This is a genomic window from Limnohabitans sp., from assembly GCF_031538885.1.
In the GTDB taxonomy this organism is placed as follows: Bacteria; Pseudomonadota; Gammaproteobacteria; order Burkholderiales; family Burkholderiaceae_C; genus Limnohabitans.
Window position 1 is genome coordinate 1 of record NZ_JAVKLW010000044.1, and the last position, 8,151, is coordinate 8,151.

General features: G+C 58.3%; 7 protein-coding genes and 1 pseudogene. All 8 read right to left on the minus strand.

The window, feature by feature from the left end:
• Positions 1-176: 176 nt before the first annotated feature.
• A pseudogene (locus RMS03_RS02930) lies at positions 177-338 on the minus strand (acyl-CoA dehydrogenase family protein); the annotation flags it as partial.
• Positions 339-393: 55 nt separating this feature from the next.
• Positions 394-816 (minus strand): RidA family protein, encoded by a 423-nt coding sequence (locus RMS03_RS02935; protein ID WP_310625614.1) that lies wholly within the window; start codon positions 814-816, stop codon positions 394-396.
• A gap of 16 nt (positions 817-832) precedes the next feature.
• The gene (locus RMS03_RS02940; protein WP_310625615.1) at positions 833-2,509 is read right to left on the minus strand and encodes an AMP-binding protein; all 1,677 of its coding nucleotides are present in this window, start codon (positions 2,507-2,509) and stop codon (positions 833-835) included.
• Positions 2,510-2,512: 3 nt separating this feature from the next.
• Positions 2,513-3,682 carry an acyl-CoA dehydrogenase family protein gene (locus RMS03_RS02945; RefSeq protein WP_310625616.1) on the minus strand — a complete coding sequence of 390 codons (1,170 nt, stop codon included), beginning with the start codon at positions 3,680-3,682 and terminating at the stop codon, positions 2,513-2,515.
• A gap of 2 nt (positions 3,683-3,684) precedes the next feature.
• Positions 3,685-4,545, minus strand: a complete 861-nt coding sequence (locus tag RMS03_RS02950; protein ID WP_310625617.1) for an enoyl-CoA hydratase family protein — start codon at positions 4,543-4,545, stop codon at positions 3,685-3,687.
• Between the two features lie 89 nt (positions 4,546-4,634).
• Positions 4,635-5,117, minus strand: a complete 483-nt coding sequence (locus tag RMS03_RS02955) for a MarR family transcriptional regulator (RefSeq protein WP_310625618.1) — start codon at positions 5,115-5,117, stop codon at positions 4,635-4,637.
• On the minus strand, positions 5,114-5,923 hold the full coding sequence (locus tag RMS03_RS02960; RefSeq protein WP_310625619.1) for an SDR family oxidoreductase: 810 nt from the start codon (positions 5,921-5,923) through the stop codon (positions 5,114-5,116). The genes RMS03_RS02955 and RMS03_RS02960 overlap by 4 nt, the downstream gene beginning before the upstream one ends.
• On the minus strand, positions 5,916-8,151 hold a 2,236-nt coding region (locus RMS03_RS02965; RefSeq protein ID WP_310625620.1), incomplete at its 5' end, for a bifunctional salicylyl-CoA 5-hydroxylase/oxidoreductase. The genes RMS03_RS02960 and RMS03_RS02965, both read right to left, overlap by 8 nt.

Sequence of the window (8,151 nt, forward strand, 5' to 3'; positions counted from 1 at the left end):
AGGGGCCTGAGGGCAAAGGTGGGATGACGAAATGGGTCTCTTACGCCGAAAAATCGTGCTATCGACGCACACAATTGCACATCGTGAAGTCCGTAACAAGTCACGCTACAAATTCATGCGTTGTGCAGACCTTCCCTAGGCCACAGGACCCAGCGGCCGCTTTGCCGTGATGCCCGTCACCAGAGCTGCTGAATTTGGGTCGTACCTTCATACAGACGTAGCAAGCGCACATCATGGGAAAAGCGCTCCACGGGGTATTCATTGATATAGCCTGCACCACCGTGGACTTGCACGCCACGGTCCGCCACGCGACCGACCATTTCGGTGCAAAACAGCTTGATCAGACACAGGGACGGGCTTGCCGTCAAACCGCTGGGCCACGACAACGCCCCATCATCGCAAGAGGCTTGCGCTGGGTGCGTCATCACTCACCACGGCGGTCACTTCAATCTCCACTTGGGCCCGGTCTTCCAGCAGATCGGCGACTTGCACCAAGGTCATCACGGGGTAGCTCTTACCCATGATTTCTTGGTAAACCCTGCCGAGTTCACGGGCACGTTGGAGGTACTCTTTTTTGTCTTTGATGTACCACGTCATGCGTGCCATGTGCTCGGGCTTTGCGCCTGCACACGCCAAGGTGTCGACGATGTTTTGCAAGGCTTGTTTGCATTGAGCCACAAAGTCATCTGTTTCAAACTGGCATTGACCGTTCCAGCCAATCATGCCAGCGACAAAGACAAGGCGGCCACCTGCCTCAATGCCATTGGCATAGCCTTTGGCGGGAAGCCAGCCTTCCGGTTGCAAGGTCTTGAACATAAGTATGGGTTTCCTTTCAGCTCATTTGACGCAGTTTGAAGCGCTGCAACTTACCGGTTTCAGTACGCGGCAAAGCGTCCAGAAAGATCACTTTGCGCGGGTATTTGAAGGGGGCGATGGTTTGTTTGACATGCTCTTGCAAGGCTTGCGCCATCACCGCATCCGCCACATGGCTGGGCTTGAGTACCACGTAGGCCTGCACGATGTGGCCGCGTTCAACATCGGGCACGCCCACCACGCCGCATTCGGCCACAGCGGGGTGTTGCAGCAAAGCACTTTCGACTTCGGGGCCTGCGATGTTGTAGCCCGCCGAAATAATCATGTCGTCGTTGCGCGCTTGGTAGCTGAAGTAACCGTCAGCATCCATGAAAAAGGTGTCGCCAGGCAAGTTCCAACCCGACTTCACATAGTCTTGCTGACGCGGGTCCGCCAAGTATTTGCAACCGGTGGGGCCGCGCACGGCCAATCGCCCCACGGTGCCCGCTGCCACGGGCTGCATGTGGTCGTCCACGATTTGCGCCACATAGCCCGGCACGACTTGTCCAATACTGCCAGGGCGCACTTGAGCGCCTGCACTCGAGATGTAGATGTGAATCATCTCGGTGCCACCAATACCGTCGGTCATGTCAATGCCCGTGGCCTGCTTCCAGAGTTGCCGTGTGGCATCGGGCAGGGCCTCGCCTGCGGAGACGGGATGCTTGAGGCTTGACAAGTCATGGTGCTGGTCTTGGGCCAGCAATGCCATCTGACGGTACATGGTGGGCGCGGTATAGCACTGAGTGACTTTGTATTTGGCGATGCTCTGCAACAGCGATTCAGGCGTGTGCTTTTCAAACAAGACGGTGCTGGCACCAAAGCGCAATGGAAACGCCAACAAGCCGCCTAAGCCAAAGGTAAAGGCAATGGGTGGGGTACCGCAGATCACATCCTGCGCGTTCATGTGCAGGATGTGGCGTGGGAACAAATCACACATGGCCAGCACATCGCGGTGGAAGTGCATGGTGCCCTTGGGCTTGCCTGTGGTGCCACTGGTGAAGGCGATCAAGCACACATCGTTACGGCTGGCAGGGAAAGCCTCAAAGCGGCCGTTGTGGCCTTGCATGCGTTGCTCTAAGCCATCGGCCGAAGTGCTGCGAAACGCCACCATCTGCTGCAAGCTGGGGGTGTGGTGCGCATGGCCTGCGGTCATGCACGCAGACAAGTCGTCGGCCAACAGGCTGTCACACAGCGCGGCGCTGACTTGGGCTTTGTCGATGATGGCCGCCAACTCGCCGCTGCGCAGCAGTGGCATGGTGGGCAACGCCACCAAGCCAGCCTTGAGCGTGGCCAACAAACACGCGGCCATCATGGGGCTGTTGCCACCACGCAGCAAGATGCGGTTGCCACTGACCAGCCCCATGTCTTGTGTTAGGACTTGGGCAATGCGATTGACTTTGTCGAGCAGCTCCGCATAGGTCCAACTGAATTCGCCCGAAGCACCCGCCAAGTCGCTGACACCATGCAGGGCCAGCGCTTGACCACGACCTTCGCGCACATGGCGGTCAAGCAATTCGGTGGCAACGTTGAGGGTGTCTGGGTAATCGAGTTCGGGTCGGTCTGCCATGAACAAGGGCCACTGGTCTTGCGGGGGCAAATGATCCCGCGCAAAGTGGTCGATGTAGGTGCTAGGCAGCAAATCGTTCCAGTTGCTCATGGTTCAGCCTTTCAGTAGATCCCTGCCAATGATGAGTTGCTGCACTTCCGTGGCGCCCTCGTAGATGCGCAAGGCGCGAATCTCGCGGTACAAAGACTCCACGATATGACCTTTGCGCACCCCCATGCCGCCGTGCATTTGCACCGCCATGTCAATGATTTGCTGGGCGTTTTCTGTCGCTGTCATCTTGGCCATGGCCGCCTCTCGGGTGATGCGTTGCCCCTGGTCGCGCAACCATGCGGCACGGTAGGTCAAGAGCGTGGCCGCATCCAGCAAGGTGGCCATCTGTGCAATTTTGGTTTGCGTGATCTGGAAGTCGGCCAAGTGCTGCCCCAACATCGGACGTGTGCGTGCCCACGCGATCGACTCGTGCAAAGCCCGCCGTGCAAAACCCAACGCCGCCGCCGCCACCGAGGTGCGAAACACATCCAACGTGGCCATGGCGACTTTGAAGCCCTGCGCTGCTTCACCAATGCGTTGCGTGGCCGGGATGTGGCATTGCTCAAAACGCAGCGTCGCCAAGGGATGGGACGCCACCACGTCGATACGCTCCTGAATGTGCAGGCCTGGCGTGTCGGCATCCACGATGAAGGCCGAGATGCCGCGTGACCCAGGGGCCTCGTCGGTGCGTGCAAACACCACATAGAAGTCGGCGATCCCGCCGTTGGAAATCCAAGTCTTGCCCCCGTCGATCTGATAACCGTGCTCCGTGGCAACGGCTCGGCACTGCAGGGCGGCCACATCCGAACCCGCCTGCGCCTCTGACAAAGCAAAGGCTGCCAAGGCTTGACCCGAGGCCACGCGTGGCAGGTAGTGCGCTTTTTGCGCGGGAGTGCCGAACAGACTGATGGCGCCACTGCCCAAGCCTTGCATGGCAAACGCAAAGTCGGCCAAGCCGTCATGAAACGCCAGTGTTTCTCGTAACAAACACAGCTGCCGCGTGTCGATAAGCTCTTGTGCTGCGCCATGCGCCATCCCTGCCACTGCATGACGCAGCCAGCCGCCTTCGCCGAGAAGGCGCACCAAGCGTATGCACTCGGCATCGATGGTGGGCTGGCTTTCATCACGCGCCACGTGCGTCAACTGGGCGGTACTCCATGCATCCAGACGCGACTTGAAATCGCGATGCGCCGCCTCAAAAAAAGGCCAGTTCAATTCTTGCGGATAGCGCATATTCAGTCCCCCTGAAACACAGGTGTTTGCTTGGCCACAAATGCGTGGTAGGCACGATGAAAGTCGTTGGTGGCCATGCAAATCGCTTGGGCCTGGGCTTCTGCCTCAATGGCTTCATCCACACCCATGTTCCACTCTTGCTGCAACATTTTCTTGGTGATGCCGCTGGCAAATGTCGGCCCTGCTGCGATCTGCGTCGCCAAGGCTTGCGCGTCGCTGAGCACGGCGTCAGGCTCACACACGCGGTTGTAAAAACCCCAGCGCTCGGCTTCTTCACCGCCTAGACCTCGCCCAGTGAACAGCAATTCACTGGCGCGGCCCTGACCAATCATTCGCGGCAACAACGCGCAAGCGCCCATGTCGCAGCCCGCCAAACCCACTTTGTTGAACAGAAAATAAGTTTTGCTGCGCGCTGTGCCCAAACGCAAATCCGAGGCCATGGCCAAGATAGCCCCTGCGCCTGCGCACACACCATCCACCGCAGCCACAATCGGCTGAGGACAGGCACGCATGGCTTTGACCAAGTCACCCGTCATGCGCGTGAACGCCAGCAGACCTGGCATGTCAAATTGGGTGAGTGGGCCAATGATTTCGTGCACATCTCCGCCCGAGCAAAAGTTGTCACCCGCGCCATGGAGTACCACCGCATGGATGTCTGGGGCGTATGCCAAGGTTCGGAAAAAATCCCGCAATTCCGCATACGAATCAAACGAGAGTGGGTTTTTGCGCTCAGGGCGGTTGAGGGTGACCGTGGCCACGCCGTCTTTGCAAGTGAGCAAAAAATGCGTTGGCTGATAAGCCGTCATGGTTTGGTTATGACGGGGTAATTGGTGGGGTTGTCCGGGTAAATAGCGGTGGGGCATGGTGTTCCTTTCTTTTCAGATGATCTGTCTTGTGTCAGCAATCACAAACGGAGGCGCCGCAGCGGCAAGTCACAGGCGTGCCGTGCGTTTCAACTTCGAGGGGGAAGGCCCAACTTCAACGCGCCAAGCAGTTTGTACAACTGGCTTTGCTGGCGTTCACTCAAGGCAGCCAGCAACTCCACCACCCATGTTTCATGGGCCTTGGCCATTGCAGCAAAGGTTTTGTGCCCCCCTGGTGTGAGACAAACGCTGTAGATGCGCCGGTCACCCAGCAACGTCTGACGCACAACCAGTTGTTCTTTTTCAAGCTGATCCACGATCGCCGTGACGTTGCCGCCCGTGACCATCATGCGGCGGGATATCTCCCCCATCGTCAAACCTTGTGGTTCGCGCTCAAGCTGGGCCATCAAATCAAAACGCGGCAAGGTGATGTCAAACTGTTCGCGCAACCGCTGGCGAATCGTGTCTTCGATGTGCGTGGTGGCCGACAGCAAACGCAGCCACAAACGCAAAGAAGCGTGGTGGTCTTCGTGTGCGCGCACTTCCATATCGGTGGGTTGGGGGGTACTCATCCTGCTTGCTCCCCGCCATCAATGGCGATCGCTTGTCCGTTGATCGCGCCGCTGCCTGGCGCACACAACCACCACACGCTTTGCGCCACCTCGTCGGGTTGCACAAAACGCTGCTGCGGATTACGGGCGGTCAAGACCGTGCGTGCTTGCGCTTCGGTTTGCGCCGTCTTGGTCACAATGTTGCGCACCGCCTCTTGCACGATGTCGGTTTCGGTGTACCCAGGGCACAGGGCGTTGACGGTGATGTTTTTGTTCGCCAACTCGATCGCCAAGGCTTTGGTCAACCCCACCACACCATGTTTGGCAGCGACATAGGCGCTCACATAGGCATAGCCCATTAAACCTGCGGTGCTGGCAATGTTGATGATGCGCCCCGGCGTACCGCTGGTCGCCGCCGCCAACATCTGTGGCAACACGGCATGCATCATGTGGTACGTGCCCGTTAAATTGACTTGCAGCATTTGCTGCCACAACGCAGCATCTGTGCGCAAGAAAGACTGGCTTTGCGCTTGTCCCGCATTGTTTACAAGAATATTCACGGAGCCAAACTGCTGGTGTGCCTGCTCAATCGCCCCAGCGACCGAGCCTTCGTCACCCACGTCCACAGCGACGGTATGTATGGCGGCATCGGGAACCAAGGCACGCAGCAACTGGGCTTGTTTATCGAGGCGTTCCTGCGAGCGTCCGCACAGCGTCAATCGACAACCGTTTTGCGCCAGCGTCTGTGCGATGGCCGCGCCGATACCACTGCCTGCCCCTGTGATGAGGGCGTGACGGGCCGATGGGATGATGTCTGCTTCAACCACGGTTCAAACTCGCTTCACGCAAACCAGCTTGGCGGGCTTGTTCAATTTGCATCTGTTGCTGAACTTTATCGCGAGAAAAGTTAGCCTCCATCTGCGATTTACCGGAACGGTAGTACGGCGGCCAACTGACATTGGGATAGCCAATTTTGGCGGCCTCAGTGAGTGTCCAAGCAGGGTTGGCCAGATGCGGACGGGCTATTGCGCACAGATCAGCACGGCCTGCCGCAATGATGCTGTTGACATGGTCCGCTTCAAAAATAGCGCCCACCGCGATGGTCGGCACACCAGCCTCTTGTCGCACACGGTCGGCAAAGGGGGTTTGGAACATGCGTCCGTAGACAGGCGCCTCCTTCTTGCTGACTTGGCCTGACGAACAATCGATCATGTCAGCCCCCGCCTCTTTGAAAGCACGTGCGATCTCCACCGCATCGGCAGGGGTGATGCCGCCTTCCACCCAGTCGTGCGCCGAGATACGCACAGACATGGGCAGATGCGCGGGCCACACCTCACGCACCGCTCGGAAAACTTCCAGCGGGTAGCGCAAGCGATGCGCCAAATCACCGCCGTAGGCGTCCTGTCGCTGATTAGTCAGCGGCGAGATGAATGAAGACAGCAAGTAGCCATGCGCACAATGCAGCTCTAGCCAATCAAAGCCCGCCAAGGCCGCACGCTCTGCCGCCCCCACGAAGTCCGCCTTCACACGCTCCATGTCCTCTCTCGTCATGGCACGCGACCAAGCACTCTCCCCTTCTAAGTACTGCTGAGGCGACGCCGAGATCAACGGCCACGCGGGCTCTGCACCGTGCGCGTCCAAGGGCTTGTCAATGCCATCCCAAGCACGACGGGTCGCCCCCTTGGCACCAGCATGGCCAATCTGCACCGCCACCTTGGCGTCTGAATATGCGTGAATCCAATCCGTGATGCGCCGCCAGCCTTGCGTTTGCGCATCGTTCCAAATGCCCGGGCAACCTGGGGTGATGCGTGCGTCAGGACTGACACACGTCATCTCCGCAAACACCAGCCCCGCCCCGCCCATCGCTCTGGCTCCCAAATGCACGAGGTGATAGTCACCCGCGAGGCCTTGATTCGCCGCGTATTGCGCCATGGGCGACACCACCACACGGTTTTTCAGGGTGACGGAGCGCACGGTGTAAGGCGTGAACATAGGTGGTATCGCCACCGCACTCAGATCGTCCTTCACGCCATGACGGTGGCTGAACCAACGTTCGTAGTTGGCCAGCCACTGTCCGTCGCGTAAACGCAGGTTTTCGTGGCTGATGCGCTGGCTTCGCGTGAGCATGGAATACATGAATTGCTCAGGCTCTAGCTGGTCGCAATAACGTTCGCCACACACTTCAAACCACTCCATCGCATTCCAAGCGGCGTTTTGCAACCGCAGGGTTTCGATGCGACGCTCCTCTTGGTAACGCTGCAATACAGGCCCTAGCTGCGCCACCTCATCGCCCAACTCATGGAACTGGCGCGCCAACTCGATCGCATCCTCAAACGCCAACTTGGTGCCAGAACCAATCGCAAAGTGCGCCGTGTGAACCGCGTCCCCCATCAACACCACATGGCTGCCATGACGGTTCTTCATCCACCACTGATCGCACACCACGCGCTGAAAGTTCAGCCATGCCGAACCGCGCAGATGACGCGCATTGGTCATGAGCTTGTGGCCTTGCAGGTTATCGGCGAACAGTTTTTCGCAAAACTCTATCGACTGCGCCTGATCAGCCTTGTCCAGACCATGGGACAACCACACATGCTCGGGGCACTCGACGATGAAGGTCGTGGTGTTTTCATCGAACTTATAGATGTGGGCTTGGAACCAGCCGTGCTCCGTCTTTCTGAAATCGAAGGTGAAGGCGTCGTACAAGCGATGCGTACCCAGCCAGATGTAACGATTGGGTCGCACCACGAGGTCGGGTTTGAACACATCCGCATGTTGCGTCCGCACCTTGGAGTTGATGCCGTCGCAGGCAATGATCAAGTCAGCATCGGGGAAATCATCGTCTGAATCCACATCCTGCTCAAACACCAAGGCTACGCCCAAATCCTCGCAACGCTTTTGCAAGATGTTGAGTAACTTCTTGCGCCCAATCCCCACAAAGCCGTGACCGCCTGAGCGGATGCGCTCGCCTTTGAACAGCAGCTCGATGTCGTCCCAGTGATTGAAGGCTTGCTGGATTTCATCGGCCGTCTCTTTGTCCCACAAGCGCATGTTG

Bases quoted from the DNA above. Each gene is read 5' to 3' on its own strand.
- RMS03_RS02935 (WP_310625614.1), bottom strand. From the start codon at position 816: ATGTTCAAGACCTTGCAACCGGAAGGCTGGCTTCCCGCCAAAGGCTAT.
- RMS03_RS02940 (WP_310625615.1), bottom strand. From the start codon at position 2,509: ATGAGCAACTGGAACGATTTGCTGCCTAGCACCTACATCGACCACTTT.
- RMS03_RS02945 (WP_310625616.1), bottom strand. From the start codon at position 3,682: ATGCGCTATCCGCAAGAATTGAACTGGCCTTTTTTTGAGGCGGCGCAT.
- RMS03_RS02950 (WP_310625617.1), bottom strand. From the start codon at position 4,545: ATGCCCCACCGCTATTTACCCGGACAACCCCACCAATTACCCCGTCAT.
- RMS03_RS02955 (WP_310625618.1), bottom strand. From the start codon at position 5,117: ATGAGTACCCCCCAACCCACCGATATGGAAGTGCGCGCACACGAAGAC.